The sequence below is a fragment of the Ancylobacter sonchi genome (assembly GCF_018390695.1).
Lineage (GTDB): Bacteria > Pseudomonadota > Alphaproteobacteria > Rhizobiales > Xanthobacteraceae > Ancylobacter > Ancylobacter sonchi.
Window position 1 is genome coordinate 437,257 of the sequence record NZ_JAHBGF010000028.1, and the last position, 26,465, is coordinate 463,721.

Consider the following 26,465-nt stretch of genomic DNA (forward strand, 5'->3'; position numbering starts at 1 on the left):
GGAACGATGACGATACCAGAGGAGAATTCGCGGGCGCAGGTGCTGGCGCTGTGCGGCGGCATCGGCGGGGCCAAGCTGGCGCTCGGCCTCTACCGCACGCTGGGGCCGGGCCATCTCACCGTGGCGGTCAATACCGGCGACGACTTCACCCATCTCGGCCTGCATGTCTCGCCTGACATCGACACCGTCGCCTACACGCTGGCCGGGCTGAACGATACCGAGCGCGGCTGGGGCCTCGCCGGCGAGACCTGGCACTTCATGGAGGCGCTCGGCCGGCTCGGCGGCGACACCTGGTTCCAGCTCGGCGACCACGACCTCGCCACCCATGTGGTGCGTACGCAGCGCCTGGCGGCCGGCGAGACTCTGTCGCAGGTGACGGCCGGGATCGCCGCGCGGCTCGGCCTGCACGCCCGGCTGCTGCCGATGAGCGACGATCCGGTGCGCACCCTGATTGACACCGAGGAAGGCCGGCTGGCCTTCCAGAACTATTTCGTCGAGCACCGCTGCCGGCCGCGCGTCACCGGCATCACCTTCGCCGGCGCCGAGACGGCGAAGCCGCAGGAGGACGTGCTGGCGCTGCTCGCCGACGGCACGCTGGCCGCCATCGTCATCTGCCCGTCCAACCCGTATCTGTCGGTCGATCCCATGCTGGCGATCCCCGGCCTGCGCGAGGCGCTGAAGGCTTCGCCGGCGCCGGTCATCGCGGTGTCCCCGATCGTCGGCGGCAAGGCGGTGAAGGGACCGACCGCCAAGATCATGGAGGAGCTCGGCCTGCCGGTGTCGATCCGCGCCATCGCCGACCATTATCGCGACCTCATCGACGGCTTCATCCTCGACGACGCCGATGCGGCGGATTCCACCGGCCTCGGCATCCCCTCGGTGGCGACCCGCACGCTGATGGAGACGCTGGGCGACCGCGAGCGGCTCGCCCGCTCGGTGCTCGACTTCGCCGCCGGCCTGCGCCGCCATCGCTGACGGCACGCCGGACGCCTGATTCCCCGTGCACGCGCCGGCTCCCTCTCCCGGTCGGGGAGAGGGCTGGGGTAAGGAGCCTTCGCCCGGCGGCGATCGACCCCGCCGTCGTCGGGCTCAACGCAGCTGCGCGATCCGCTCCAGCATCAGCTCGTAGAAGGGCGGGTTGTCGAGGTCGCGCAGCACCAGGCAATTGGCCGGCTTCTTGGTGACGTTCCACCAGTCGACCACCGTCATGCCGGAGGTCACCGGTGAGTGGATCTCCACCTCGACATGGCATTTGCGGCCGGTGAACAGGTCCGGCCGCAGCAGGTAGCCGATCACGCAGGGATCATGCAGCGGGTAGCTGTCGGTGCCGAATTTCTTGTTGCCGTAGTCCTGGTAGAACTCGGCCATGCCGGCCGCCTCCACCGCCGCGCGGGTGCCCACGGCGCGCAACCGCCGCAGCCAGTCCGGCGTCATCAGCGCCTTGTAGGTGACATCGATCGGCACCATCGTCACCGGCGCGCCGGAGGCCAGCACCACATGCGCCGCATGCGGATCGACATAGATGTTGAACTCCGCCGCCGGGGTGGTGTTGCCGCCCTCGAAGAAGCCGCCGCCCATGAACACCACTTCGGCGAGGCGCGGGATGATCGCCGGCTCCTTGATCATCGCCACGGCGAGATTGGTCATCGGCCCGAGCGTGCAGACCGTAATTTCTCCGGGCGCCGCCGCCATCACCGTGTCGATGATGAAGTCGACGCCGTGCTTGTCGCCGACCGGCGCCGAGGGTGGCGGCAGGTCGCAGCCGTCGAGGCCGCTCGGCCCGTGCACATATTCGGCGGTAAAGCCGGGCTTCACCATCGGGCGCGGGCAGCCGGGATAGACCGGGATGTCGGCGCGCCCGGCGAGCTCGATCACCATCTGCGCATTCACCGTGGTGCGGGCGAGCGGCACATTGCCGTGCACCGAGGTGACACCGACCACCTCCAGTTCGTCCGGTGAGCCGAGCGCCAGCAGCAGCGCGAAGGCGTCGTCCTGTCCGGGGTCGGTGTCGATGATGATCTTGCGTCGCGTCATGGGTCCTTGAGTCCGTCGGTTCGGGTGGGCAGACGATACGCCGGACGCCCCGGAGAAAAGCCGGGCGACACCCGCTCGCTTCGCCGAAAATCCTTCGGACGGTCGGCCGTGTGTCGGGTTTTCTTTCCCTCGGCGCCCATTAACGTGGGGAGGTCATGTGCAGTGTCGGCTTTTCCGCGTCGAATGCGACGCCGGGGCCGGCTTTGTGCCAAAGAATAATCCGCAAGCGACCTGACCGGAGAGAGGCACGACGATGAAGAATTTTCTGTCCCTGGCATTTTGCAGTGCACTCGCTCTCGCAGCGGTGCAGGGCCCGGCGCGCGCCGCCGATCCCATCCAGATTGGCGTGATCGCCAACCTCACCGGCTCGGCGGTGAAGACCAGCGTGCAGATGACCCGCGGCGTTGAGCTCGCCGCCGACGCCATCAACGCCGCCGGCGGCATCGATGGCCGGCCGGTGAAGCTGATCGTCGAGGATTCGGAGAACCGCGCCCAGGAAGCGCTGAACGCCGCCAACAAGCTCTACAATGTCGACAAGGTGCCGGCCGCCATCATGTTCGGCGGCTCGGGCCTGATGATCCCGGTGGCGGAGCTGGCCAAGGAGAAGGGCCGGGTGCTGGTCAACACCTCGTCCTCCTCGCCCAAGCTCGGCAATTATCCCGGCACGCTGTTCTCGATCCTGCCGCTCGACGACATTGTCGGCAAGGAACTCGGCCTGCTGATCGCCGACAGCGGCGCCAAGACCGCCGCCATCGTGGTGCCAAACTCCACCTTCGGCCTCGGCGTCGCCGAGGCGGCGGCCGCCGCCTTCGAATCGAAGGGCGGCAAGATCGTCAAGAAGGTCGCCTTCACCGAGGGCCAGCCGGACTACCGCGCCGACATCCAGCCGGTGGTGCCGGTGAAGCCGGACGTGATCATCACCGCCGGCTATGGCGATGATTCCCGCGCCATGCTGAAGGCCGCCCGCGAGCTCGGCATCACCGCCAAGTGGTACGCCGCCTATCCCTCGATCCTCGAGCTCGAGAACAAGGCCTTCGTCGAGGGCAAGCTGTTCGGCGTCGACAATGGCGGCTACGCCCAGCCGGCCGGCAAGGCGGTCGCCGACAAGTACGGCGCCAAGTTCAACGGCACCGCCGACCTGATGGCGCATGTCTATTACGGCTATGACGCGCTGATGGTCATCGCCGCCGCCATCAAGAAGGCCGGCAGCGCCGAGCCCGCCGCCATCGCCAAGGCGCTGCCCGAAGTGGTGTCGAGCTATGACGGCGCCACCGGCAAGATCGTGTGGGATGCCCGCGGCCAGCGCGTCTCCCCGCCGATCGACGTCATCGAGTACAAGGGCGGCGACTTCGTCACCACCGCCACCCGCAACTGACGCCTGATGCCAGCACCGCCCGGCGCGCCCAGCGCGTCGGGCGGTTCCGCCTGTCCGGCGAATGCCTCGACCTCCTCCCCGTCGACATCGTGCCCGCCGGCATCCTGCCCGTCCGCTCCTTGGGAAGCTTTCCCCGCCCGTGCTCCAGGTCCTGTTCAATTCCCTCGTCTATGCCAGCATGATCGCGGTGATCGCGGTCGGGGTGGCGCTGTGCTACTCGATCCTGCGCTTCGCCAATTTCGCGCATATCCAGTTCGCGGTGGTCGGCGGCTATCTCACCTACAGCTTCGCCGCCATTCCCGGCCTGCCGCTGCCCGCCGCCGTGGCGCTGAGCGCGGTGGCCACCGGCCTCATCGCCATCCTCGTCGATATCCTGGTCTTCAGCCGCCTGCGCGACATCACGCCGGAGGGCAAGATGATCGTCTCCTGGGGCGTCGCGCTGTTCATCCGCTCGGTGGTGGCCATCATCTATGGCGGCGGCGGGCGTGCCTTCGACATTTCCTCCGAGGCGGTGATCGTCGGCGACGCGGTGTTCACCACCCTCGACGCGCTGGTGGTCGCGGTGGCGGCGGTGCTGATGCTGCTGCTGCACCTGTTCCTCAATCGCACCCGCATCGGCTCGGGGCTACGCGCGCTGGCCTCGAACGCCGATCTCGCGGTCACCCGCGGCATTCCCGGCGAGCGGCTGATCCGGCTGATGTGGTTCCTCTCCGGCGCGCTCGCCGCCATCGGCGGCACGCTGCTCGCCTTCGAGACCCGCCTGCAGCCGAACATGGACCTCATCATCCTCCTGCCGGTCTTCGCCGCCGTCACCATTGGCGGCCTGTCCAACGTGTTCGGCGCGGTCCTCGGCGCGCTGATCCTGTCCTTCGCGCAGAACCTGCTGATCTATGTCGACTTCGGCGCCCTGTTCGGCGGCGACAGCTGGCAGATCCCCACCCAGTTCCGTGACTATGTCGCCGTCCTCGCGCTGGTCGTGGTGCTGCTCCTGCGCCCGCGCCTGTCGCCGCTGGCGGGGAGGTGAGGCGATGCTCGATTTCGCGATCTACTGCCTCACCATCATCGCCGTCTGGTCGGTGCTCGGCCTCAGCCTCAACATCCAGTTCGGACTCACCGGCCTCGTCAATTTCGGCCAGGTGCTGCCCTTCGGCCTCGGCGCCTATGCCGCTGCGCTCGCCGCGCAGGCGGGCCTGCCCTGGCCGGCCGGCGCCGCGCTCGGCCTCGTCGTCGCCGTGGCTGTCTCGCTTATGGTGCTGCTGCCGGCGCGCCGGCTGTCGCAGGATTACTGGGCGCTGATCACGCTGGGCGCCGGCGAACTGTTCCGCCTCACCGCGCTCAACGCGCCGAGCCTCGGCGGCGCCGACGGCCTCACCGTGCCGCGCTTCGCCGACCCGCATCTGGCACTGGGCGCCGCGCTGGCGCTGATGGCGGCGGCGTGGCTGGTGTCGCACCGCATTTCTCACTCGCCGTTCGGCCGCCTCCTGAAGGTGCTGCGCGAGGACGAGGTGCTGGCCGCCACGCTCGGCCGCAACCCGGTCTCCTATCAGCGCACCGTCTCGATCATCGCCTGGGCGATGGCGGCGGCGGGTGGCGTGCTCTACGCCCATATCGTCGGCTATGTCTCGCCGAGCAGCTTCACCGTCACCGAGACCTTCATCGTCTGGACGGCGCTGATCCTCGGCGGTCCCGGCAACAATCTCGGCGTCGTCGTCGGCGCGGCGGCTGTGCAGCTGCTCAGCGTGTCCTCGCGCTTCGTCGCCTCCTGGATCGACCTGCCGGCCGACGTGCTGGCCAATGGCCGGCTCGCGCTGTTCGGGCTGGTGCTGGTGCTGATGTTCCTGTTCCGCCCGCAGGGGCTGGTTCCCGAGAAGAAGGAGGTCCGCGATGCTCAGCGTCGATAAGGTGTCGCTGTCCTTCGGCGGCTTCCAGGCGCTGCGCGCGGTGTCGCTCGTGGCGATGCCGGCCAGCATCACCGGCATCATCGGGCCCAACGGCTCCGGCAAGTCGACGCTGCTCAACGTCGTCGCCGGCGTCTATGTGCCGGATTCCGGCGCGGTGACGCTGAACGGTCGCCCGCTCGCCTATGGCCGGCCCGAGCAGGTGGCGGCGGCCGGCATCGGCCGCACCTTCCAGGTGCCGCGCCTCGCGCACCGGCTCACCGTGTTCCAGAACATGATGGCCGGCGAGCGCGACCAGGCCGGGGAGGGCGTGTTCAACCTGTTCCTGCGCCCCGCCGCCGTGTCCTCGCGCGAGGCGGAGATCGCCGGCCGCGCCGAGGCGATGCTGAAGCGCCTCGGCCTCGCCCACAAGGCCAACGACTATGCCGGCTCGCTCTCCGGTGGCCAGCAGAAGCTGCTGACCATGGGCATGCTGCTGATGTCCGATCCCGCCGTGCTGCTGCTCGACGAGCCGGCGGCCGGCGTCAACCCGGTGCTGATCGAGCAGCAGGCGGCGCTGCTGCACGAGCTGAAGGCGGAAGGCCGCATCGTCATGCTGATCGAGCACAATATGGAAATGATCGCCAATGTCTGCGACCGGGTGTTCGTGCTCGACGCCGGGGAGCTGATCGCCGCCGGCACCCCGGCGGAGATCCGCGCCGACGAGCGGGTGGTGCGCTCCTATCTCGGCATGCCGGCGTGACCGCGATGACCGATGTACTGACGCTCTCCAACCTTACCGCCGGCTACGGCCCGATCACCGTGCTGGACGATCTCTCGCTCACCCTGCGCGCGGGGGAGGTGGTCGCGCTGCTCGGCGCCAATGGCTCGGGCAAGTCGACGGTGCTGAAGACCGCCATGGGGCTGACCCGCGTGCGCTCCGGCTCGATCGCGCTCGGCGGGCGCGACGTCACCCAGCTGCCGGCGCATGGCCGGGCGGCGGCCGGCCTCGGCTATGTGCCGCAGACCCGCAACGTATTCGGCGACATGAGCGTCGCCGACAATCTGCGGATGGGCGCCTATCTCCGGCCGAAGACCTTCGAGCAGGAGGTGGAGAAGGTGTTCGCGCTGTTCCCGCGCCTCAAGGAGCGGCGGCGGGCGCTGGCCGGCAACCTGTCCGGCGGTGAGCGGCGCATGCTGGCCATCGGCTCGACGTTGCTGCTCAACCCCTCGGTGCTGCTGCTCGACGAGCCGTCGAGCGATCTCGCCCCGGCCACCGTCGACCTTGTCTTCGAGGCGATCGCCGACGTCCACAAGCGGCTGTCGATCCCGATCCTCTTGGTCGAGCAGAACGTCGCCAAGGCGCTCGCCCTGGCCAGCCGCGTCTGTGTGCTGGTGCGCGGGCACGAGGCGCTGGACGCGCCGGTCGGCGAGGTCGATACCCACGATCTGCACGCGCTGTTCCTCGACGGCGGCGTGCGTACCAGCTGAGGGAGCCGCCATGATCGCCAATCCGCCGCCCTGGCCGAATGGCGCGCGCTGCGCCGTCGCCTTCAGCTTCGATGTCGACGCCGACAGCGTCGTGCACGCCGCCCATCGCGCCGGCGCGGCCGACCTGCCGCAGGCGCTGGCGCATATGCGCTACGATCCCTTCGTCGGCACGCCGCGCCTTGCCGATATGTTCGCCCGCGCCGGCGTGCCGTTGACCGCCTTCGTGCCGGGCTGGGTGATCGAGACCTATCCCGCCGCCATCGAGACGCTGCTGAAGGCCGGCGCCGAGATCGGCCATCACGGCCATTTCCACGAATGGCCAAGCAAGCAGACGCGGGACGAGGAACTCGCCACGCTGCGGCGCGGCAGCGAGGTGATCGAACGCTTTTGCGGTGCGAAGCCGCGGGGGTACCGCGCGCCCTATTACGGCCTGTCCCGCTCCACCTTCGACCTGCTGATCGAGGAGGGGTTCACCTATGATTCTTCGCTCTTCGCCGACGATATCCCGCTCCGGCTCGACAATGGCCGGGGCAGCCTGATCGAACTGCCGGTGCCGGCCTCGGTGGACGACTACAACCAGTACGTTTCCGCCCGCGCCTTCGATTACCTGATGACAATCTCGCCGCCCTCGCAGGCGCTGGCGGTGTTCCGCGAGGAGTTCGACGCGTTCTGGGAGTTCGGTGGCCTGTTCGTGCCGGTCTGGCACCCCGCGGTGAGCGGTCGCCCGGCGCAGGCGCTTGCCATCCGCGCGCTCATCGAGCACATGCAGGCCAAGGGGGACGTCTGGTTCGCGACGCTCGCGCAGGTTGCCGAGCACGTCCGGGCGCTGGAGGCGGAAGGCCGGTGGGTACCGCGCGGCGAGAAAATTCCCTTCCATATTGGAACGATTCTCGATTAATCTCGACTTATCCTATTGTTTGGATAGTTGTTTCTTATGGTGCGCTGCATTCCATATTGCGCAGATTTCGTCTACTAGTTGTCTATGAATTCATACCATTTCACCCCGGCTGGCCGGCCGCGCGCGCGGCATTACGGCATACCCTTCGAAGGGGTGCCGGGGCCGAATAACGCCATCACCGACGTGCCCGGCGTCGCCGTGGGCTATGCCACTCTCATCGAGGGCGAAGGCCCGCTGGTGGTGGGGGAGGGGCCGGTGCGCACCGGCGTCACCGCCATCCTGCCGCGCCCGCGCGATCAGCTCGCCGCCCCGGTCTTCGCCGGCCTGTTCAGCGCCAATGGCAATGGCGAGATGAGCGGCTCGCACATCATCGAGGAGATCGGCGCCTTCAATTTCCCGATCACCATCACCAACACCCATAGCTGCGGCGTTACCCGCGACGCCACCCTCGGCTGGATGAACGCGCGGGCGCCTTCGGTGATGGAGGACGCCTGGGGCCTCCCGGTCGCCGCCGAGACCTATGACGGCTTCCTCAACGACATTAACGGCTTCCATGTGAAGCCGGAGCATGTCTTCGCCGCCATCGACAGTGCGGCGGAAGGGCCGATCGAGGAAGGCAGCGTCGGCGGCGGCACCGGCATGATCGTGTTCAATTTCAAGGGCGGCTCCGGTACCGCCTCGCGCCGCGTCGAGTGGGCCGGGGAGAGCTCCACCGTCGGCGCCTTCGTGCAGGCGAATTTCGGCCAGCGCCGCAACCTGATGATTCGCGGCCGTCGTGTCGGCGCCGAACTCGCCGAGCCGGCGATGATCGAGCGCACGCCGCTCATGGAGAAGGGCTCGATCATCGCGGTGATCGCCACCGATGCGCCGTTCCTGCCGCATCAGCTCAAGCGGCTGGCGCGCCGGGTGCCGCTCGGCGTCGCCTGGACCGGCGGGCTCGGCTATCACTCGTCCGGCGACATCTTCCTCGCCTTCTCGACCGCCAATGCCGAGGCCGCCACCGGCGCCAGCGGCCGGCGGCTCGCTGCGGAATTTGTACCCGAGGCCGACATCGATCGGTTTTTTGACGCATTGGTGCATAGCGTCGAGGAGGCCATCCTCAATGCGATGGTCGCCAATGACGACATGACCGGACGTGACGGTAATTTTGTACCGGCCTTGCCGAAGGATTGGTTGAAGCGCAGTTACGGCTGATTGCGGCGCTCAGCGCCAACGAAAGGACGAACCGATGGCAGGCGACAGGTTGGACGCGGTGGATGTGCGCATCCTCGCCCTGCTGCAGAAGAACGGGCGCATCAAGAAGGTCGAGCTGGCCTCCGCCATCGGTCTGTCGCTGAGCTCCTGCTGGGATCGGCTCCAGAAGATGGAGCAGGCCGGCTATGTGCGCGGCTATCGCGGCGAGATCGATCTCGCCCGCTTGGTCAAGACCGAGCTGATCTTCACCACGCTGACGCTGCAACACCATACCAGCGCGCATTTCGCCCGCTTCGAGCAGGTGGTGAAGACGATCCCCGAGGTTCTGGCCTGCCATGCGGTCGGCGGCGGCATCGACTACATCCTGCAGATCATCGCGCGCAACATAACCCATTACCAGGAGATCATCGACGACCTGCTGACCCGCGAGATCGGCATCTCCGTCTATTTCACCTATGTGGTGACCAAGACGGTGAAGCGTTTCGAGGGTTATCCGATCGCCGAGCTGCTGGACGTCTCGCTGGAGAGCGAGGAGCCGCCGCGCCAGCGCCGCGGCGGTTGAGCCAGCTTCAGCCGCGCCCGACGAAGGGGGCGGCGCTCGCCATCACCGTCATGGTCAGCACATTGGCGTCGAGCGGCAGGCTCGCCATATAGGCGACCGCACGGCCGGCGTGGACGGGGTCGAACACCGGCTCGACCATGATCTGGCCGTTGGCCTGCAGGATGCCGGTCTTCATCTTCGCCGCCATGTCTGTGTCGGCATTGCCGATATCGATCTGGCCGCAGGCGATGTTGTGCACCCGCCCTTCCAGCGCCACCTGCTTGGTCAGTCCGCTCACCGCGTGCTTGGTGGCGGTGTAGGGGGCGGTCAGCGGGCGCGGCGCATGCGCCGAGATCGAGCCGTTGTTGATGATGCGCCCGCCCTTCGGCGTCTGCGCCTTCATCAGCCGGATCGCCGCCTGCGAGCACAGAAACACCCCGGTCAGGTTGACGTTCACCACGCGCTGCCAATCGTCGAACGACACGTCCTCGATCGGCGCGCCGGGCGACCAGCCGCCGGCATTGTTGAACAGCAGGTCCAGCCGGCCGAAGCGTGCCGCGATCTCGGCGAACAGCGCGTCGATCGACGCCTTGTCGCTGACATCGGCCGGCAGCACCTGCGCCGCCGCGCCGATCTCGCCGGCCAGCGCCTCGAGCGGCTCGCGCCGGCGGCCGGTCAGCGCCAGCGTCCAGCCATCGGCGGCAAGCGCCAGGGCGGCGGCCTTGCCGATGCCGGTGCCGGCGCCGGTGACGAGGGCGATCTTTCGGGAAGCGTCGGGCGTGGCGTTCATGGCGTTCCTCGTTCGGCCGGGAGCCGGGTTCCTGTCGCCCGGAGATGTTCTCCAAGGGCGATGGAAAGAGAAATTTGGAACCGGACGGCTACGACATCGTTATTGCAGCAGGAGATCCTGAACCTCAGGGAGGATTCAAGAAATGCCTGCTATTCTTATGTGGCTGATCGGCATTCCGATCCCGATCATCATTCTTCTCTACCTGCTCACCTGACCGGACGCGAACCGTTCAGCTTCGGCAGCTTCATGAAAGCCCGGATGGCAGAGCATGCCTCCGGGCTTTTCTACGCTCAGCGATAGGGCGGCCGGGGAATATTGTTGTGTGCTGCCCTGAGCGCCGCCGACCAGCGCTCGCGCAAATCGTGGAAATAGGCCTCGCCCGGCTCGATGCGGTAATTGAGCTCGGATTGGCCGGCATCGCGGCGCGCCACCAATATGTCGATCGGCATGCCCACCCCGAGATTCGAGCGCATGGTCGAATCCATCGAGATCAGCCCGAGCTTCAGCGCGTCATAGAGGTCGGTATTGTAGGTGACCGAGCGGTCCAGCACCGGCTTGCCGTATTTGTGCTCGCCGATCTGCAGGAACGGCGTGTCGCTGGTGCATTCGATGAAGTTGCCGGCGGCATAGATCATGAACAGCCGCAGCCGGCCGCCATTCACCTGACCGCCGAACAGGAAGGAGACGTCGAAGCGCAGGTCGGCGTCCTTCAGCCCCTCGGCATAGAGGCCGTGCACATGGCGGATGGCGCGGCCGACCAGCTGGGTCGCGCGGAACATGCTGGAGGTGCCGGCCAGCGTCTCCTTCTCGCCCGTCTCCGGGTTGTCGAGGCCTTCCTGCAGGGTGGAGATCACCGCCTGCGAGATCGAGAGGTTGCCGGCGGTGGCCAGCGCCATCACGTGCCGGCCCGCCTCCTCGAAGACGTGCAGCTTGCGGAAGGTCGAGACATTGTCGAGCCCCGCATTGGTGCGGGTGTCGGCGATCATGACGAGACCGTCGCGCACCAGGATTCCGCAGCAATAGGTCATTGAAGGCACTTCCCCCGACGCGCGCATGGCGCATGTTCATGGCGCGTCCTTATAGCGGGACGCTTCGTGGACGGGCAATATCAGCCCTGGATCTGGCGGCTCGATTGGTCGACGGTGAGGGCCACCGACAACACCTCGTCACCTCCGCCATAGCGGTTGCCGCGTACCGGCGCGGCGCTGAGATAATCGAGGCCGACCGCAACGCGCACATAGGCGTCGGTCGGGCAGACATCGTTGGCGGCATCGAAGCCGACCCAGCCAAATCCCTCGACATAGGCCTCCGCCCAGGCATGCCCGGCCTGGTGGCCGGCTCCCTGCTCGGCATGGGCCCCGTCCCCCACCAGATAGCCGCTGACATAGCGGGCGGGTATGCCGAGGTGACGGGCGCAGCCGATGAAGACATGCGCGAAGTCCTGGCAGACGCCGCGCTTCAGCGTAAAGGCCTCGGCCGCCTTGGTGGAGACCACGGTGGGATCGGGATCGTAGGTCATGCCCTTCGCCAGCCCGCCCATCAGCCGGTGCAGCCGGGCCAGGCGGTCGGCCTCGCCGGCGATGGCGTCGTGCGCGAATTCCCGCATTTCGGCGCTGGATTCGGTCAGCTCGCTGTCGCGCAGGAACAGGCTGGGCGGGAAGCGCTCCACCGTGCCGCGCACCACGCCGGAGGTGTCCTGAGTCTCCACCTCGCCCTCGACGGTGACGCGCAGCTCGGCGAGCGGCCCGTCGATGGCGAAGGTGTGGGAGAGGTTGCCGAAGGCGTCCTCATGCGCCTGCAGCCGGCAGCTCTCCGAGACGTCGATGCGCCAGGCGACGACATATTGCCCGTCATGGCTGCGCGGGGTCAGCCGCAGGATCTGGATGGCGCCCTTGGCCGGCGGTTCGTAGCGGTAGACGGTCGCGTGGCTGACATGGATACGCATGGGAACACCGTTGGCGGCGCGGAAGGCATCAGGGAAGCGGCAGACAAAGCTCGTGGAAGGCACGGCCCGTTCGGCACGTCAGGCGCGGCGGCGTGCGCCGGTCACAGCAGATACTGCTCCGTCACCGTGGCGCCGAGCCGGTTGTTCTCGGAGACGAAGGTCTCGATATATTCGTGCAGTCCGGTCTGAAACACGTCGTCCATCCGGCTGTTGGACAGCCGAGTGAAGGTGGAACGGGCCAGCCGTTGCGCGGTTCCCTGCCGTCCATAATAGGCAGCGATGTCATCGAGATAACGCGAGATGTTCTGGTAGCAGCTGGTGAGCGAGCGCGGCATCTGCGCGTTTAGGATCAGCAGGTCGGCCACCAGCCACGGCTTCACGCTCTCGCGGTACACCCAGTGGAACGAGGTCAGCGCCGACACCGAGCGCAGGATCGACGACCACTGGAAATAGTCGAGCGGCCCGCCAATGTGCTCGGTCTCCGGCAGCAGCACGTGATACTTCACGTCGAGGATGCGCGCGGTGTTGTCGGCACGCTCGACATACATGCCGACGCGGGAGAACCAGAACGCGTCGTTGCGCAGCATGGTGCGATAGGCGGCGCCGTCGAAACGCAGCGAGGTTTCCTTCACGAAGGAGAGGAAGCGCGCCAGCTCCTCGCGGGTCATGTCCTTGGTGGAATAGCGCTTCAGCTCCAGCCAGGAGGAGTTGATGGTCTCCCACATCTCGATGGTCAGCGCGGTGCGCACCGAGCGGGCATTGGTCCGGGCAATCTCGAAGCAGTTGCGGATCGAGGAGGGGTTTTCCGGCGCGAAGGCGAGGAAGTTGATGACGTTCTGCTCGGTGGCGTCCTCGCCATGCACCAGCTTGAACTGGTCGGCGCAGCCGGCGGTCAGCAGAGCCGAGCGCCATTCATTGGTGGAGCCGCCATAGGCGACCGGCAGCTGGGCGAGGCGCTGGGTGACGTCGAGCAGGCGCGCGAGACAGTCGGCGCGCTCCATGTAGCGGGCAAGCCAGTAAAGATTGTCGGCGGTACGTGACAGCATGAGAACCCGCGCCTTATTTGGCGTTGCGCCAGGCGAGCGTGGCAAGGCCCGCCCCGATGAGAAGGGAGCCGCCGATGCGGTTCACCGCGACGACGACCGAGGAATTGCTGATGGCGCCGCGCAGCCTGCCGGCCACCAGCGCGTAGGTGAAGGCATTAGCCGCCGCCAGCACCAGGAAGGTGGTCTCGAACACCACCATCTGGCCGAGCATCGGCCGGGAGGTGTCGAGGAACTGCGGCAGGAACGCCACGAAGAAGGTGAGGCTCTTGGGGTTGAGCGCCGTCACCAGCCACGCATGCGCCAGCATCTTCAGCGCCCGTCCCCGGCCCTGGCCGTTCCCCTGCGCCGGGGCGACCAGCGGGCTGGCGCCGGCGCGCCACAGCTTGATGCCGAGCCAGATCAGGTAGAGCGCGCCGATCCATTTCAGCACGGTGAACAGCGCGGCGGAGGTGGCGAGCAGCGCCCCGAGCCCGAGCATGGAGAGCGTCATCGCCGTGAAATCGCCGAGCGCCACGCCGGCGGCGACCGGCAGGGCGACCTTGCGTCCCTGTCCCAGCGCGTAGGAAACGACGAGCAGGATGGTCGGCCCGGGGATGAGCAGCAGCACCGCCGAAGCGGCGACGAAGGCCAGCCAGGTCTCGATGCTCATGTCAGACTCTCCCTGAACCTGCCGACCCTCTCCCTTAGGGGAGAGGGCGTTACCCCATCCTGCCTCAGTTCTCCTCCAGCACCCAGGTGTCCTTGGTCCCGCCGCCCTGGCTGGAATTCACCACCAGCGAGCCCGCCTGCAGCGCCACCCGCGTCAGCCCGCCCGGCACGATGCGCACCTTGTCCGATCCGGTCAGCACGAAGGGCCGCAGGTCGACATGGCGTGGCGCGATGCCTTCCTCGACGAAGGTCGGGCAGGTGGACAGCGCCAGCGTCGGCTGGGCGATGAAGTTGTTGGGGTCCTGCTTCAGCTTGGCGCGGAACAGTTCGATCTGCGCCTTGTCCGCCCGCGGGCCGATCAGCATGCCGTAGCCGCCCGAGCCGTGCACTTCCTTCACGACGAGCTCGTGCAGATTGTCGAGCACGTATTTCAGGTGGTCGGCCTCGCGGCAGCGCCAGGTCGGCACGTTCTTCAGGATCGGCTCCTCGCCGAGATAGAAGCGGACGATCTCCGGCATGTAGCTGTAGACCGCCTTGTCGTCGGCGACGCCGGTGCCGACCGCATTGGTCAGCGTGACGTTGCCGGCGTGGTAGGCGCTCATCAGCCCGGGCACGCCGAGCACGCTGTCGGGGCGGAAGGCGAGGGGGTCGATGAAGTCGTCGTCGAGCCGGCGATAGATCACGTCGACGCGCTTCGGCCCCTCGGTGGTGCGCATGTAGACGATGTCGTTCTTGATGAAGAGGTCGCGCCCCTCCACCAGCTCCACGCCCAGCTTGTCGGCGAGGAAGGAATGCTCGTAATAGGCCGAGTTGAAGATGCCGGGGGTGAGCACCACCACCACGGGGTCGCTCGTGGCGGTGGTCGGGGCGAGCGATTTCAGCGTCGCCAGCAGCTCGTCGGCGTAGTTCTCCACCGGCGCGACGCGGTTCTCCGCGAACAGCTCAGGGAACAGCCGCATCATGATCTCGCGGTTCTCCAGCATGTAGGAGACGCCGGAGGGCGTGCGGGCATTGTCCTCGAGCACATAGAAGGTGTCGGCGTCGATGCGCACCACGTCGATGCCGGCGATGTGCACATAGAGGTCGTGCGGCACCTTCTGGCCATTCATCTCCGGGCGGAACACCGGGTTCTGGTAGACGAGGTCCTCCGGCACGATGCCGGCACGCAGGATCTCGCGCTTGGAGTAGACGTCCTTGATGTAGAGGTTCAGCGCCTTGGTGCGCTGCTCCAGCCCCTTGGAGAGCCGGCTCCACTCGCCGCCGGTCAGCACGCGCGGGATGATGTCGAAGGGGATCAGCCGCTCCTGGGCATCGCTGTCGCCATAGACGGCGAAGGTGATGCCGATCTTGCGGAAGATGAACTCCGCTTCCTTGCGGCGATGATCAAGCACGTCGGGCGGAACGTTGCTCAGCCAGCGGGCGAGGGCGGTGTAGGCGGCGCGGACCGAGCCGTCCGCATTGGTCATTTCGTCGAACGCGACGGTCATCGTGGCAGGTTCACTCCCCAACTACGGCAAGTTAGCTACAAACGCCGTGCCAGCGGAAGAGGGGGTGGAGTACCTAGGCCGATATTGCGTGGAATGGTTTCATTTTGCTCAAAACGCAGGCGTCGTGCCCTTGCCTCAAGCGAGCTTTGCGCGCATGTGCGGCATAAGCGCCGGCCGGTGCGGCGCCAGCGACGGGGAATCGGGTGATGAGCACGCAGGAAGCGGTCACGGCGGGTATTCTGGTCATCGGCGACGAGATCCTCTCGGGGCGCACCAAGGACAAGAACATCGGCTACATCGCCGAATATCTTACCGCCATCGGCGTCGACGTCGCCGAGGTGCGGGTGGTGCCGGACATCGAGGACGAGATCGTCGCCGCGCTGAACGCGCTGCGCGCCCGCTACACCTATGTGTTCACCACCGGCGGCATCGGGCCGACCCATGACGACATCACCGCCGATTCGGTGGCGAAGGCGTTCGGCGTCGACATCTCGGTGAACGCCGAGGCCCGCGCCATGCTACTGGAGCGCATTGCCGAGGCCGACCTCAACGAAGCGCGGCTGCGCATGGCGCGCATCCCGCACGGGGCGTCGCTGGTCGCCAACAAGATCTCCAAGGCGCCGGGCTTCTGGATCGGCAACGTCATCGTCATGGCCGGCGTGCCCTCGATCATGCAGGCGATGCTGGACGAGGTGGCGCCGCAGCTGAAGACCGGCCGGGTGATGCTGTCGGAGACGGTGCGGGCGGACGCCAAGGAGGGCGATGTCGGCGGCCCGCTCGGCGAGATCGCCAAGGCCCATCCCGAGGTGTCGATCGGCTCCTATCCCTTCGCCGACGAGCTCGGCCGTCCCAACACCAATCTGGTGGTGCGCGCGCGCGACCCGGAACGGCTGGCCGCCGCCATGGCGGACGTCAAGGCGATGCTGGCCGCGCGGGCGGGGTGAGGGTTCCTAAGTCGTCACGACGTCATGTCGCGCCGACCCGCTCCCTGGCGGTGGAGCGGGTCGGCGCGGATGGAAGCCTGCTTCGCCTGCGAAGCAGGGACTTCCAACCTCGGATCGGCATCGAATTCGACAGCCTCGCCGCCGCCGGGCCGATAAGGCGCGTGTCTTCGGAAAGACCGCTCCCGGATTAGCGGGCGGGTTGCGCGGACCGGACACGCCGGATCGCCGGCGCTGCCACGGCGGCGAGGAGCATCAGCACCATCAGCGGCGCCAGTGCGTGCGTGTACTCACCGTGAAATAGCACCGTGCCGAGGGCGGCCGCCATCACCGCCGCTCCCAATGCGAGGCCAGCGAGCCGCGTTGTCCTGCGAACGATCAGCACCGCCGCCGCCAGTTCCAGTGTGGCCGTGACGAAGCGGAAATAAGCGGGATAACCCCACCGGACATAATCCGAGATGATGGCGTCGGAGGCGAAGGCGTTGCCGAAGCTACCGAGAATGAAGAAGCCGGCCAGTAGCCAGGCACCGATCTCGGATGCCCTTGAACGCCAATAGGTGAGCATGTCGTTTCCCTCCGTTGGCTCGGAGCGGGTGACGGCTCCGAGAGCTTGCGGGGGCAAGCCGACCGCTTCATAAAACCTCAAGCATGATTGAGGTCAAGAGGTGCGGGCATGCCTCTGCAGAGCAGCGGTGGACTGACGGTAGGCGAGGTGGCGCAGCGCAGCGGCGTTGCGGTTTCAACGCTGCATTTCTACGAGGCGAAAGGACTGATCGAAGCGGCGCGCACGGGGGGAAACCAGCGACGCTACCCGCGTGCCGTCCTTCGTCGAATCGCCATCATCCGGATCGCCCAACGCGCCGGCATCCCGCTGGCTACTTTGAAAGGCTATCTCGACACGATCCCCGCGGGGGCTCTCACCGCCGAGGACTGGAGGCGGCTCACGACATCCTGGCAGGCGCTTCTCGACGAGCGGATACAAAGCCTGCTGCAGCTGCGCAACCAGCTGGAATCCTGCATCGGTTGCGGATGCCTCTCGCTGCACGACTGTCCGCTGCGCAATCCCGACGACACGCTCGCGAAGGAGGGGGCGGGGCCGCGCCTGCTGCTGCGGGCGACCCGCCGTGGTCGATCCCCGGGGAAGTGAGGCCGGCTGCACCGGATTCTCGGTAATTTCGACCAGCCGGCCGTTACGTTTCCATCCGACGAATAGCGACTCCCGACCTACCCACTGGGCGCAATCAGCAGCTGACGTCCGCCGTGCCGGGGATCACCGTCGAGCCCGCTACCGGCGCCTGAGAGCGCCGCTCGCACTTGGCCTGCTCGCACTTCGCCTGCTCGCACTTCGCCTGCTCGCACTTGGGAGGAAGTCGGATGCCGATCTACGTCACGCGCGGCCGCTACTCGGCCGAGTCCATCAAGAACCTCGTCGCCCACCCCGAGGATCGCCTGCCGGCCGTCCGCAATCTGGTGGAGGCCAGCGGCGCGAAGCTGCTGCACTTCTACGTCACCCTCGGTCGCTACGATTTCCTGGTCATCACCGAGGCGGCCAATGCCAGGGAGGCGTCGGCCTTCATTCTGGCGGCGGCTGCCGCCGGAGGCATCACGGACAACGAGACGACGGAAGCGTTCACCGCCGCGGAGGCCAAGGAAGTCTTCGCCGCCGCCGGCAAGGCGGCGAAGAAATACAAGCCCCCCGGCAAATAGCTTCGGTCCCGTTCGCTTCTCCTCGCCGCGCTATTCCGGTGGCGAGGAGCCGATGGGGGCGGGCGCCTTTCCCGGCCGGTGCAGCAGGGTCAGCGACAGGAACGCGCCAACCCAGGAGCCGACGGCGGCGAAGACCACATACACCCAGTTCTCCGTGTAGCTGATCACGGCGAAGGACGAGAGCATGTACCAGACGCTCGACCAGTTGGCGGCGGAGAGCCGCTTGCGCGCCACCACGGCGGAAGTGAACGCCACGTAGCAGGCATCGGTCGCCGCCGTGGCGACGAACACGCCGAGCGCGATGAACGGGTCGAGGGCGAAAAACGCGGCGAGAAAGTGCTGCATGGGCGGCCCCGGAAGAGGAGGGCGGTCGGGTGATCCGCCCTCCATCATGGCGCAGGCGGGGACGCGGGCAAGGGGGCCGGCTCGTCGGATATCCGTCGCCTTGGCCGGCGCCTGCCGGGCCAAGGTCGGATCGCCATGGCTGACGATCCGACACGGCCCCTGCGGCGTTCGGCGCCAGCGTCCGAGCTGCGTAACGGCGTCATCCTCCGCTCCGCCCCCGACCGTCGCCGATGGGGCCGCGACGCGACGACCGCTCCCGGATCGGCCCGCGCCGGCCGGTGCCCCAGCCATCCTGTCCGCCTATCCTGTCGAGCCTCCCCCGATTTCCGCCACGGCCCCCTTCATCCGCGCCGCCACACCCGCTATTGATCCGCGCAAGCGACGGCGCGCACGTCCGCCGGAAGGAGGCCTCGACCATGTCCGATCCGCATCAGCAAAAGGCGTTTCCCGTCTCGTGGGACCAGTTCCATCGCGACGCGCGGGCGCTCGCCTGGCGGCTGCACGGCTTCGGCCCGTTCCAGGGGCTGATCTGCATCACCCGCGGCGGCCTGGTGCCGGCGGCGATCGTCGCCCGCGAGCTGGGGCTGCGGGTCATCGAGACCGTGTCGATCGCCTCCTATCACGACTACAAGAACCAGGGCGAAACCCTGGTGCTCAAGCCCATCGCCCCCTCGGTCATCGCGTCGGCGGGCGAGGGCGGGCAGGGGCTCCTAGTGATCGATGATCTCGTCGACACCGGCACCACGGCACGGCAGGTACGGGCGATGCTGCCCAAGGCGCATTTCGCCACCGTCTATGCCAAACCGGCCGGACGTGATGTCATCGACACCTTCATCACCGAAGTAAGCCAGGACACTTGGATCTACTTCCCCTGGGACATGGGCCTGTCCTTCCAGCCGCCCATCCGCGACGGCGTCGCCTGAGGAGATTTGCGATGAGCGGCAACGATTTTCACGGTAACCCGCCCGACGACGGCGACGAGGGTTATGACGAGGCCTATGAGGCCCACCGCGCCGCGCTGTGGGACATGCTGATGGCCTATGCCGACCAGCACGACCTCGCCGACGGCTTCCTGTCCGACCTCGTCTCCGATCTCGGCCTGTCTCTGCGCATGGTCGCCTATGCGGCGGAAACCGAGAAGCCGTCGGTCGGCGGGCTCAGGCTCGACCTCGACCGCTACGCCCGCGAGATGGGCGAATCCGTGCGCGAGGCCAAGAAGGGCGCCGGCGAGTTCATCGCCGAGGCCAAGGCCGCACGCGAGGCGGAGGCCGCCGAGGAGGGCGAGGCCGCCGCGCCGGAGGAGCCTGCGGCCGAGGTTACGGAAGAGCCGGGTCGCGAGCCGGCGGACAAGAACGCCGCGCTCATCGCCGCGCGGGCGTTTCCCCGACGTCAATAAAGCCGGCGGAGGCTCTCGCAAAGGACGACAGGCTGCGGTATGCGAGGGTGTATCCACAACCCTCGCGACAAGGCCTCTCCCATGACGCCTCGCATCATTTCCGCGATCCTCCGGTCGCCGGCCACCTTCCTGTTCGCCCGCGTGCTGCTGGTGGTGCCTTTCCTCGGCAGCGGCATCTCCAAGCTGGTGGATTTCCCCGGCGCGGTGGCGGAGATGGCGCATTTCGGCCTCAGCCCGCCGACCTTCTACGCGGTGGCCACCATCATCACCCAGCTGGTCGGCTCGGCGCTGATTCTCCTGAACCGCGCCGCCTGGCTCGGGGCTGGCGCCTGTGCCATCTTCACCGCGCTGACCATCCCGATCGCCCATCATTTCTGGACGATGCAGGGCGAGATCGCCCAGCTCGAATTCTTCTTCGCGGTCGAGCACATGGCGGTCATCGGCGGCATGATCCTGGTCGCCATCCTCGGCGAGCGCACCCGCAGTGCCTGAAGCGGTTCGCGTCGGCGGCCTTGAGCAGGCCGGCCCCGGCGTGCTCTAAGGCGGCGCGGAACTGAATGACGGGAATGGGAATGTCAGGAACGGCGATGGATCGCGGCGCGCGCAAGATCGATCCGAACAGCGATGCGGCGATCGCCGCCACGGTGACCCCGCGGCCGATCGAGGAGATCGGTGCCCGGCTGGGGCTCGATCCGCAGGTGCTGTTCCGCTACGGGCACATCAAGGCCAAGATCGCGCTCGAGGCGGTGCGTCCCGCCGAGGAGAAGGCCGACGGCAAGCTCATCCTCGTCACCGCCATCAACCCCACCCCGGCCGGCGAGGGCAAGACCACCACCACCATCGGGCTGGGCGACGCGCTGGCGCGCATCGGCAAGAATGTCGCCATCGCGCTGCGCGAGCCGAGCCTTGGCCCGGTGTTCGGCTCCAAGGGCGGCGCCACCGGCGGCGGCCGGGCGCAGATCATCCCGATGCAGGACATCAACCTGCATTTCACCGGCGACTTCCACGCCATCTCGGCCGCGCACAACCTGCTCGCCGCCGCCATCGACAACCACATCTACTGGGGCAACGCACTCGACATCGACGCCCGCCGCATCAACTGGCGCCGCGTCGTCGACCTCAACGACCGCGCGCTGCGCCATGTCACCGTCGGCCTCGGCGGCCCGCCTAACGGTTTCCCGCGCGAGGACGGCTTCGACATCACCGTCGCCTCCGAGGTGATGGCGATCTTCTGCCTCGCCCGCTCCTTCGAGGATCTGGAGGAGCGGCTCGGCCGCATGGTGGTGGCGCACACCCGCGCCCGCCATCCGGTCACCGCCGCCCAGCTGAAGGTCACGGGTTCGATGGTGGCGCTGCTGCGCGACGCCTTCCAGCCCAACCTCGTGCAGACGCTGGAGGGCACGCCCGCTCTCGTCCATGGCGGGCCGTTCGCCAACATCGCCCATGGCTGCAATTCGGTGGTGGCGACGCGCACCGCGCTCGGCCTCGCCGACTATGTGGTGACGGAAGCCGGCTTCGGCGCCGATCTCGGGGCGGAGAAGTTCCTCGACATCAAGTGCCGGCAGGGCGAGATCGCCCCCTCGGCGGTGGTGATCGTCGCCACCGTGCGGGCGCTGAAGATGCATGGCGGCATCGCCCAGAAGGATCTCGGCCCGGAAAACCCGGCGGCGGTGCGCGCCGGCTCCGGCAACCTCGTGCGCCACATCGAGAACATGAAGTCCTACGGCCTGCCGGTGGTAGTGGCGATCAACCGCTTCACCTCCGACACGCCGGCCGAGATCGCCGAGATCGAGAAGGCCTGCGCCGCCGTCGGCGCCGAGGTGCATCTGTGCAACCACTGGGCCGAGGGCTCGGCCGGCGCCACCGGCCTCGCCGAGGCGGTGGTGCGGCTCGCCGAAGGCCCGTCCGATTTCAAGGTGCTCTATCACGACGATCTGCCGCTGGTGCAGAAGATCGAGTCCATCGCCCGCCACATCTACCGCGCCGGCTCGGTGGCCTTCGACAGCGGCGCGCTGAAGAAGCTCGCCGATTTCGAGGGCATGGGCTATGGCGACCTGCCGGTGTGCATGGCGAAGACGCAGTACAGCTTCTCCGCCGATCCCGGCCTGCGCGGCACGCCGTCCGGCTTCGTGCTGCCGGTACGCGACGTGCGGCTCTCCGCCGGTGCCGGCTTCGTCGTCGCGCTGTGCGGCGACGTGATGACCATGCCGGGCCTGCCCTCGCATCCGGCCGCGGAGAACATCTATGTCGACGAGACCGGCTTCATCGCCGGCCTGAGCTGAGGTCGGCCCGGCGAGATCCTATAGTCTGGGTTGCACGGCTGGCATCGGCGCGGCACGCTCCGGTGGTAGGTCGATCCTTCGGCGGACGTGGCGAAACTGGTAGACGCACGAGACTTAAAATCTTGCGCCCTTAAAGGCTTACGGGTTCGAGTCCCGTCGTCCGCACCATTCTCTCCGCGCCGGCGCCGTCCGGTGCGCGTCTCATCTTGATCGTGCGAGACGGCCCGCACGGGGAGTGCCTGGATTGTTCGACCGGGATTTCGCCGCCTTCCTCTTCGACATGGACGGCACCGTGCTCACCTCCATCGCGGCGGCCGAGCGGGTGTGGACCCGCTGGGCGCAGCGGCACGGCCTCGATGTCGCGCGCTTCCTGCCGACCATTCACGGCGTGCAGGCGATCGACACCATCCGCCGGCAGGCGCCCAACATTCCCGGCCTCGACATCGAGGCGGAAGCCGTCTGGGTGACGCGGGCGGAGATCGAGGATGTCGGCGGCATCGCGCCCATCCCCGGCGCCGTCGCCTTCCTTGAGGCTCTGCCGGCGGAGCGCTGGACCATCGTCACCTCGGCGACCCGCGATCTGGCCGAGGCGCGGCTGCGTGCGGCCGGCCTGACGCCGCCGGCGCGGATGGTCTGCGCCGAGGACATCACGCGCGGCAAGCCGGCGCCGGACGGCTACCTGCTCGCCGCCGAGCGGCTGGGCGTACGCCCGCAGGATTGCCTGGTGTTCGAGGATGCGCCGGCCGGCATCGCCGCCGGGGAGGCGTCCGGCGGCGCGGTGCTGGTGATCGGCCACACCCATTCCCATCCGCTGGAAACCCCGCACGTCACCGTGCCCGATTATCTCGGCCTCGCCACCACGGTCACCGCCGGCGGCACGCTGCACCTCACCTGCCCGACCGCGCGGGAGCGGGGAGGGAAGGGCACGGCGTAAACCGCCGCCGCTCCGCTGACCCGAAGCGTCCCCGCCGCGCTCAGTCGATGCCGTCAACCGCCTTCAGCCGCGGCACGATGAAGTCGACGAAGGCCCGCACCGCCGGGCGCAGGAAGCGCGTCGAGGGGAGGGCGAGGAACAATTCGCTCGGCTTCGCCTCATAGTCCGGCAGGATGCGCACGAGTTCGCCGCGCGCGAGTTCGTCGACCACCAGCAGCTTCTGCACCGGCCCCGGCCCGTGCCCTTCCCTGAGGCTGCGCACCAGCACCTGCGCCACATTGGTGCGCAGCTTCAGGCGGACCGCCAGCTCGGAGGTCTCGCCGTCGCGTACCAGCACCAGCCGGTCGCGCTCGGAGAGCGCCCCGGTGGTCGCCACCAGCGGGCGCGAGGCCAGTTCCTCCGGCGTGTCGATCGGGCCGGCCTCGGCGAGGTAGGAGGGGGAGGCGACCAGTATGCGCTGCACCGTGCCGACCCGGCGGGCGACGATATCGCTTCCCTGCGGGCGGCCATAGCGCAAGGCGAGGTCGAAATTCTCATAGACGAGGTCGACGGACCGGCCGTCCAGCACCAGGTCGGCGACGATGCCGGGATGGGCGTGCTGGAATTCGGCCAGCAGCGGGTGCAGGCACTGGGTGCCGATGCAGGCCGGCGCGAACAGCCGCAGCGTGCCCTCGATCCGCCCGCTGTCGCGCCGCACGCCTTCCAGCGCCGCGTCGATGGAGGCCAGCGCCGCACGCGAGGCCTCGAACAGCGCCTGTCCCTGCGCGGTCGGGCGCACCGCCCGCGCCGAGCGCTCAAGCAATCGTGCGTTCACATGCCGTTCGAGATTGCGCAGATGCTTGGTCACCGCCGGCTGCGAAATGTCGAGATCGCGGGCGGCGCCGGTCACCGATCCCTTCTCCACCGTACGGATGAAGGCGCGCAGCGCCAGCGACAGGTCCATCGTTCTCCCACAAAGTGCCATATCTCAAAGTTATGATCACAATCGCATCATAGCAGGTGGACATGGTTGCGGCCATGAGGCTTGCTGCCGCGCGTCAGCTCAGTCGAGGCTCTGGAGAATCATGCTGCTTACCCGTCGTGCCGCGCTCATCGGTGCCCCGCTTTTCCTCGCAGGCTGTGCCACGCAGGGTCGCCTGCCGGCCCCGACGGCCGCGACCCCGACGGTCGATCCGCGCTGGGCGGCGATGTACGGCCCGGTGGACGGCGAGCCCTTCCCGGTGCCGGCGGTGGACATCTCCGAGATCGACCCGCAGTTCCTGCGCCAGGAAGTGGCCTATCGCGGCGCCGAGCCGCCCGGCACGCTGGTGGTGGATCCCAACCGGCGCTTTCTCTATCTGGTGCGCGAGAACGGCCGGGCAATCCGCTACGGCGTCGGCGTCGGCAAGCAGGAAGGCTTCAATTTCCAGGGCGAGGGGATCATCGCCCGCAAGGCGCTATGGCCGCGGTGGACGCCGACCCCGACCATGATCGCCCGCGAGCCGGAGCGCTACGGCCCTTATCGCGACGGCCTGCCGGGCGGGCCGACCAATCCGCTCGGGCCGCGCGCGCTCTATCTCTACAAGAACGGTCAGGACACGCTCTACCGCCTGCACGGCACCACCGAGCCGTGGTCCATCGGCACCATGGTGTCCTCGGGCTGCATCCGGCTGCTCAACCAGGACATCATCGATCTCTACCGCCGGGTTCCCACCGGCTCGAAGGTGATCGTGCTGCCGGCCGGCGCCCCAGGCGTCGCCTGAGGCGGTCGCCTGAGGCGCATCATCGGGGCGGCGGGGCAGGGGGCTCACGGCCCCCCTGGGCGCCCGCGACCAGCAGCTTACGCAGGGGACCTCGCTGCTCGCCCGGCGGGGCCTTCCGCCCGTCGCATCGTCCCTGTGGATGCCGCGGAAATCCCGTTGGCAACCGCGCCGGACTGTCGGAGATTGCCGCCGCATCTTGTTGCCGCATTCCTGCCGCCGGTGTGCCCCGCGTGCCGGCCCGGTGCCTTCAAAGCCTTGTCGCGCCAAGGCTTTCCTGAACGTCGGCTTACCGTTTGTTTACCATATTGTAATGTGCGTCGCATTTTTGCCGCACTTGGGCAGCCTCCTGTGACATAAGGAGTGGGGGATCGGGTGGATGGCCCGGTGTCCCGAATGTGGGTTCGCATCCGCTAGAATTTCGGTACCAGCCTTCAAGGTACCGCGACGGATGCCAACGGAACGGTCGGGTGCATGGGGCAGGAAACGGCTCTGGGTCGGGTTGCCGGCAAAAAATCGGCGCGGTTGATTTCGATGGACCTCTCGGGGGTCTGCCGTGTCGCGGTTCTTGTTGGCGTCGGCCTGATGGTCGCGAACTGCACGGGTGAGAACAAGCTCACCAGCAAGATCGATCCCAAGTACGGCGTGGCGGCGAGCCCGCGCGTGGTGAAGCCGGGCGATCCGGTTCCCAAGGGCGGCGGCACCTATCGCGTCGGCAAGCCGTATACGGTGGCCGGCAAGGTCTATACGCCCTACGAGAACACCAATTACCGCGCCGAAGGTCTCGCCTCCTGGTATGGCGACGATTTCCACGGCCGCCTGACGGCGAATGGCGAAGTGTTCGACATGCAGTCGATCGCCGCCGCGCACCCGACCCTGCCGATGCCGTGCTACGTCAAGGTCACCAATATCAGCAATGGCCGCTCGATGGTGGTGCGCGTCAATGATCGCGGGCCGTATCACGGCAACCGCGTCATCGACGTCTCCTCGCGCGCCGCCGATCTGCTCGGCTTCAAGCGCGTCGGCACCGCCCGGGTGCGGGTGGAATATGTCGGACGCGCCCCGCTGGAGGGGTCGGACGACATCCAGCTCGCCTCCACGCTGCGCGAGAACGGCAAGCAGGTCATCCCGACTACCATGCTTGCCTCGGCCGCGCCGAAGCTGCCGCGCCTGCCGGCGCTGTCCTCCGGCCTGTTCGCCTCGGCCGGCAAGCCCGCCACTGCTGCCGTCGCGGCCAATGTGCCGCTGCCGCCGAGCCGTCCGTTCGAGCTCGGCGAGCCCACGGCCGAGGACGTCGCCGAGGCGCCGGTCGCCGGCCCGGTGGTGGCGAGCGCCTATGCCGTCAATCCGGTGCGCGTCGCCCGTCCGGCGCAGCAGGCCGCCGCCGTGGTGGCCCCGCCCGCTCCCGCGCCGCAGCAGGTCGCCTTCGCCCCGCTGCCGCCCAAGCCGGCGAGCAAGCCGGTGGCGGCGCCCGTCGCCGCGGCTCCCGCTGCCCGGCCGGCTGCCGTCGCGGTTGCTCCGGCGCCCAAGCCCGCTCCCGTCGCCGCCCGTCCGGTTCCGGCCAATGCGCCGGCGGCGGTCGCCCAGATGGCGCCCAGGACCGCCCCGCAGCCGACCCAGCAGCAGTCGCTCGCCGCTGCCGGCTGGGTGGTCGGTGCGCAGCCGGTCATGAGCTATTCCCCCTCGCAGGGCGCGGCCACCGGCCAGGGCCTGTACTGACCCGGTTGCCGGTCCGCTCGGCGCGTCGCCGGAGGCGCTGATTGCTCCTCGCGGCGTCGGCTGCTAACTCTTCCGG

The 26,465-nt window shown here is 68.0% G+C and carries 29 protein-coding genes and 1 tRNA gene; 20 read left to right on the forward strand and 10 right to left on the reverse strand.

Annotated features, from left to right (window positions below; all coding sequences use genetic code 11):
* Positions 1-6 precede the first annotated feature (6 nt).
* Positions 7-975, forward strand: a complete 969-nt coding sequence (gene cofD / locus KHC28_RS17400; protein WP_214009599.1) for a 2-phospho-L-lactate transferase — start codon at positions 7-9, stop codon at positions 973-975.
* 114 nt (positions 976-1,089) lie between these two features.
* Here the strand turns inward: cofD and KHC28_RS17405 are convergent, their stop codons facing one another.
* Positions 1,090-2,034 carry a nucleoside hydrolase gene (locus tag KHC28_RS17405; RefSeq protein WP_214009600.1) on the reverse strand — a complete coding sequence of 315 codons (945 nt, stop codon included), beginning with the start codon at positions 2,032-2,034 and terminating at the stop codon, positions 1,090-1,092.
* A 253-nt stretch (positions 2,035-2,287) separates the two neighbouring features.
* On the opposite strand from KHC28_RS17405, the gene KHC28_RS17410 reads away from it, so the two are divergent.
* The 8 genes from KHC28_RS17410 (at position 2,288) to KHC28_RS17445 (ending at position 9,431) form a co-directional block, all read left to right on the forward strand.
* Complete coding sequence (locus tag KHC28_RS17410; protein ID WP_214009601.1) at positions 2,288-3,409, forward strand: ABC transporter substrate-binding protein; 1,122 nt, start codon at positions 2,288-2,290, stop codon at positions 3,407-3,409.
* Positions 3,410-3,548: 139 nt separating this feature from the next.
* On the forward strand, positions 3,549-4,433 hold the full coding sequence (locus tag KHC28_RS17415) for a branched-chain amino acid ABC transporter permease (protein ID WP_214009602.1): 885 nt from the start codon (positions 3,549-3,551) through the stop codon (positions 4,431-4,433).
* A 4-nt stretch (positions 4,434-4,437) separates the two neighbouring features.
* Complete coding sequence (locus KHC28_RS17420) at positions 4,438-5,310, forward strand: branched-chain amino acid ABC transporter permease (RefSeq protein WP_214009603.1); 873 nt, start codon at positions 4,438-4,440, stop codon at positions 5,308-5,310.
* Positions 5,294-6,049: an ABC transporter ATP-binding protein gene (locus tag KHC28_RS17425; protein ID WP_214009966.1), complete on the forward strand. Its 756-nt coding sequence runs from the start codon at positions 5,294-5,296 to the stop codon at positions 6,047-6,049. The genes KHC28_RS17420 and KHC28_RS17425 overlap by 17 nt, the downstream gene beginning before the upstream one ends.
* A 5-nt stretch (positions 6,050-6,054) precedes the next feature.
* Positions 6,055-6,777 carry an ABC transporter ATP-binding protein gene (locus KHC28_RS17430; RefSeq protein WP_214009604.1) on the forward strand — a complete coding sequence of 241 codons (723 nt, stop codon included), beginning with the start codon at positions 6,055-6,057 and terminating at the stop codon, positions 6,775-6,777.
* Between the two features lie 10 nt (positions 6,778-6,787).
* A complete protein-coding gene (locus tag KHC28_RS17435; RefSeq protein ID WP_214009605.1) occupies positions 6,788-7,675 on the forward strand; it encodes a polysaccharide deacetylase family protein in 888 nt (295 codons plus the stop codon).
* Positions 7,676-7,759: 84 nt separating this feature from the next.
* The gene (locus KHC28_RS17440) at positions 7,760-8,869 is read left to right on the forward strand and encodes a DmpA family aminopeptidase (protein ID WP_376772736.1); all 1,110 of its coding nucleotides are present in this window, start codon (positions 7,760-7,762) and stop codon (positions 8,867-8,869) included.
* 34 nt (positions 8,870-8,903) lie between these two features.
* A complete protein-coding gene (locus KHC28_RS17445; RefSeq protein ID WP_214009607.1) occupies positions 8,904-9,431 on the forward strand; it encodes an Lrp/AsnC family transcriptional regulator in 528 nt (175 codons plus the stop codon).
* A gap of 7 nt (positions 9,432-9,438) precedes the next feature.
* Here the strand turns inward: KHC28_RS17445 and KHC28_RS17450 are convergent, their stop codons facing one another.
* The 6 genes from KHC28_RS17450 to KHC28_RS17475 all read right to left on the reverse strand — a co-directional run bounded on the left by KHC28_RS17450 (position 9,439) and on the right by KHC28_RS17475 (position 15,326).
* Positions 9,439-10,200 carry an SDR family oxidoreductase gene (locus KHC28_RS17450; protein WP_214009608.1) on the reverse strand — a complete coding sequence of 254 codons (762 nt, stop codon included), beginning with the start codon at positions 10,198-10,200 and terminating at the stop codon, positions 9,439-9,441.
* A gap of 290 nt (positions 10,201-10,490) precedes the next feature.
* Positions 10,491-11,228, reverse strand: coding sequence for a proteasome-type protease (locus KHC28_RS17455; protein ID WP_214009609.1), 738 nt, complete (start codon positions 11,226-11,228; stop codon positions 10,491-10,493).
* Positions 11,229-11,308: 80 nt separating this feature from the next.
* Positions 11,309-12,145 carry a transglutaminase family protein gene (locus KHC28_RS17460; protein WP_214009610.1) on the reverse strand — a complete coding sequence of 279 codons (837 nt, stop codon included), beginning with the start codon at positions 12,143-12,145 and terminating at the stop codon, positions 11,309-11,311.
* A gap of 101 nt (positions 12,146-12,246) precedes the next feature.
* Positions 12,247-13,191, reverse strand: coding sequence for an alpha-E domain-containing protein (locus tag KHC28_RS17465; RefSeq protein WP_214009611.1), 945 nt, complete (start codon positions 13,189-13,191; stop codon positions 12,247-12,249).
* Between the two features lie 13 nt (positions 13,192-13,204).
* Entirely contained in the window at positions 13,205-13,840 is a 636-nt protein-coding gene (locus KHC28_RS17470) for a LysE family translocator (protein WP_214009612.1), read from the reverse strand.
* 64 nt (positions 13,841-13,904) lie between these two features.
* A complete protein-coding gene (locus KHC28_RS17475; protein WP_214009613.1) occupies positions 13,905-15,326 on the reverse strand; it encodes a circularly permuted type 2 ATP-grasp protein in 1,422 nt (473 codons plus the stop codon).
* Positions 15,327-15,532: 206 nt separating this feature from the next.
* Between KHC28_RS17475 and KHC28_RS17480 the strand changes: the two genes are divergently transcribed.
* The gene (locus KHC28_RS17480; RefSeq protein ID WP_214009614.1) at positions 15,533-16,270 is read left to right on the forward strand and encodes a competence/damage-inducible protein A; all 738 of its coding nucleotides are present in this window, start codon (positions 15,533-15,535) and stop codon (positions 16,268-16,270) included.
* Between the two features lie 187 nt (positions 16,271-16,457).
* On the opposite strand, the gene KHC28_RS17485 is transcribed toward KHC28_RS17480, so the two are convergent.
* A complete protein-coding gene (locus tag KHC28_RS17485; RefSeq protein WP_214009615.1) occupies positions 16,458-16,832 on the reverse strand; it encodes a DoxX family protein in 375 nt (124 codons plus the stop codon).
* A 108-nt stretch (positions 16,833-16,940) separates the two neighbouring features.
* On the opposite strand from KHC28_RS17485, the gene soxR reads away from it, so the two are divergent.
* Both soxR and KHC28_RS17495 read left to right on the forward strand, forming a co-directional pair.
* Positions 16,941-17,414 carry a redox-sensitive transcriptional activator SoxR gene (gene soxR, locus KHC28_RS17490; RefSeq protein ID WP_214009616.1) on the forward strand — a complete coding sequence of 158 codons (474 nt, stop codon included), beginning with the start codon at positions 16,941-16,943 and terminating at the stop codon, positions 17,412-17,414.
* Between the two features lie 227 nt (positions 17,415-17,641).
* Positions 17,642-17,974: a GYD domain-containing protein gene (locus tag KHC28_RS17495; protein WP_214009617.1), complete on the forward strand. Its 333-nt coding sequence runs from the start codon at positions 17,642-17,644 to the stop codon at positions 17,972-17,974.
* Between the two features lie 30 nt (positions 17,975-18,004).
* Here KHC28_RS17495 and KHC28_RS17500 read toward each other — a convergent pair whose 3' ends face one another.
* Positions 18,005-18,319: a hypothetical protein gene (locus tag KHC28_RS17500; protein WP_214009618.1), complete on the reverse strand. Its 315-nt coding sequence runs from the start codon at positions 18,317-18,319 to the stop codon at positions 18,005-18,007.
* A 416-nt stretch (positions 18,320-18,735) separates the two neighbouring features.
* On the opposite strand from KHC28_RS17500, the gene gpt reads away from it, so the two are divergent.
* From gpt to KHC28_RS17530, 6 genes are all read left to right on the forward strand, one after another.
* Positions 18,736-19,242 carry a xanthine phosphoribosyltransferase gene (gpt, locus tag KHC28_RS17505; protein ID WP_214009619.1) on the forward strand — a complete coding sequence of 169 codons (507 nt, stop codon included), beginning with the start codon at positions 18,736-18,738 and terminating at the stop codon, positions 19,240-19,242.
* An 11-nt stretch (positions 19,243-19,253) separates the two neighbouring features.
* On the forward strand, positions 19,254-19,715 hold the full coding sequence (locus tag KHC28_RS17510; protein WP_246564930.1) for a hypothetical protein: 462 nt from the start codon (positions 19,254-19,256) through the stop codon (positions 19,713-19,715).
* Between the two features lie 81 nt (positions 19,716-19,796).
* Positions 19,797-20,207 carry a DoxX family protein gene (locus KHC28_RS17515; protein ID WP_214009620.1) on the forward strand — a complete coding sequence of 137 codons (411 nt, stop codon included), beginning with the start codon at positions 19,797-19,799 and terminating at the stop codon, positions 20,205-20,207.
* 95 nt (positions 20,208-20,302) lie between these two features.
* The gene (locus KHC28_RS17520; RefSeq protein WP_214009621.1) at positions 20,303-21,997 is read left to right on the forward strand and encodes a formate--tetrahydrofolate ligase; all 1,695 of its coding nucleotides are present in this window, start codon (positions 20,303-20,305) and stop codon (positions 21,995-21,997) included.
* An 81-nt stretch (positions 21,998-22,078) separates the two neighbouring features.
* Positions 22,079-22,165: transfer RNA gene (locus KHC28_RS17525), tRNA-Leu, on the forward strand.
* Between the two features lie 76 nt (positions 22,166-22,241).
* Complete coding sequence (locus KHC28_RS17530; RefSeq protein ID WP_281419123.1) at positions 22,242-22,931, forward strand: HAD-IA family hydrolase; 690 nt, start codon at positions 22,242-22,244, stop codon at positions 22,929-22,931.
* 40 nt (positions 22,932-22,971) lie between these two features.
* Here KHC28_RS17530 and KHC28_RS17535 read toward each other — a convergent pair whose 3' ends face one another.
* A complete protein-coding gene (locus KHC28_RS17535) occupies positions 22,972-23,874 on the reverse strand; it encodes a LysR family transcriptional regulator (RefSeq protein WP_214009622.1) in 903 nt (300 codons plus the stop codon).
* 121 nt (positions 23,875-23,995) lie between these two features.
* Here KHC28_RS17535 and KHC28_RS17540 point away from each other — a divergent pair, with 121 nt between their 5' ends.
* Positions 23,996-24,673: a L,D-transpeptidase gene (locus tag KHC28_RS17540; protein WP_214009623.1), complete on the forward strand. Its 678-nt coding sequence runs from the start codon at positions 23,996-23,998 to the stop codon at positions 24,671-24,673.
* Between the two features lie 531 nt (positions 24,674-25,204).
* Complete coding sequence (locus KHC28_RS28020; RefSeq protein WP_376772739.1) at positions 25,205-26,389, forward strand: septal ring lytic transglycosylase RlpA family protein; 1,185 nt, start codon at positions 25,205-25,207, stop codon at positions 26,387-26,389.
* Positions 26,390-26,465: the final 76 nt, after the last annotated feature.